The organism is Streptomyces sp. NPDC047028 (assembly GCF_040644095.1).
GTDB lineage: Bacteria > Actinomycetota > Actinomycetes > Streptomycetales > Streptomycetaceae > Streptomyces.
Genome location: NZ_JBEYVS010000126.1, coordinates 1 through 1,393 on the forward strand (window position 1 = coordinate 1; position 1,393 = coordinate 1,393).

Below are 1,393 nucleotides of genomic sequence, written 5' to 3' on the forward strand. Positions count from 1 at the left end.
GCGCGGGTGGGGCAGGGATGGTTTTCATGCTGGCTGCCCTAGATGGCTCAGGTGGCTGATCCCCCTGCCCCGCCACTTCTTCCGGACTGCTGATTAGGCTCTGCGGACCATCGCTTGGTAGGGCGAGGACAGGCGGAAGGAGTCGCGCCAGACTCTGCACCGGGAGGGGACCGTGACCGCCAACGCAGGCTTCGACATCGCCAAGGAGTTCCACTGGCTCGCGGTCACTGACGACCGCGGCCGTCCGCTGCTCGGCCACCGGGTCGACAACACGCCCGACGCCATCACCGACGCCGTCACCGAACTGCTCGCCGTTCAGGAGGAACACGGGCAGGTCACCGTGGGCCTGGACATCATCGGCGGCATCGCCGGCCTGCTCACCGCGATGCTGCTGGCCGAAGGCCTGCGCTGCGTCCACGTTCCCGGCCTGGCCGTCAACCGCGCCCGACGGGCAACGCGAGGAGGAGAGAACAAGTCCGACCCCCGTGATGCCCGGACCATCGCAGAGCAGGTCATGTTCCGCGACGACCTGCGTGTGGTCGACCTGCCCGACGAACAGGCCGTGGAACTGCGGCTGCTGGTCAGCCACCGCACCACTCTCGTCAAGGAGGCCACCGCTCGCACCGCGCGTTTGCGCGACCTGCTGACCGGAATCCACCCCGGCCTCGAACGGGTGGCGGACCCCACCCGGCAGTCCGCTCTGATCCTGCTGGGCCACTACGTCACCGCGAGCGAGATCCGCCGTGCCGGAACCACACGCATCACCGCCTACCTGCGCCGTCACGGCGTCAGCAAGCAGACCACAGCCCAGTCCCTGGCCGAGGCAGCGGTCGCATCCGCACGAGCCCAGCACGTCACACTGCCCGGAGAGCGACGCACCGCCGCGCTCGTGCGTGAACTCGCCGACCAGCTCGCGGCCGGCAAGGTCCGCCTCAAGGCCCTGGAGGCCGAGATCGAGGAGCTGGTCGCCTTGCATCCTGACGGGGCCCTCATCCGCAGCCTGCCGGGGATGGGGGCCACCCTCACCGCCGAGTTCATCGCATCGGTCGGCAACATCCACCGCTTCACCAGCGCCGATGCCCTCGCAGCGGCCTCCGGCCTGGCACCCGTGCTGACCCAGTCCGGAAAGGTGCGCTACTCGCGATCCGCGACCGGAGGCGACAAGGCCCTCAAACGCGTCTTCTACCAGGCCGCGTTCTGCTCGATCCAGCGCGATCCCACCTCGCGGGCCTACTACGACCGCAAACGAGCCGAGGGCAAACGGCACCACCAGGCCCTGATCGCTCTGGCCCGCCGCAAGATCAACGTCCTCTACGCCATGCTCCGTGACCGCCAGCCCTTCCAGGCCCGAGCACCCCTGCGTCTCGTGGCTTGACAACAGCATTAGGCAGCC

The 1,393-nt window shown here is 68.8% G+C and carries 1 protein-coding gene; it reads left to right on the forward strand.

The window, feature by feature from the left end; translation table 11 throughout:
* Positions 1-172 precede the first annotated feature (172 nt).
* Positions 173-1,375, forward strand: coding sequence for an IS110 family transposase (locus ABZ854_RS37230; RefSeq protein ID WP_361220491.1), 1,203 nt, complete (start codon positions 173-175; stop codon positions 1,373-1,375).
* The last annotated feature ends 18 nt before the right edge of the window (positions 1,376-1,393 follow it).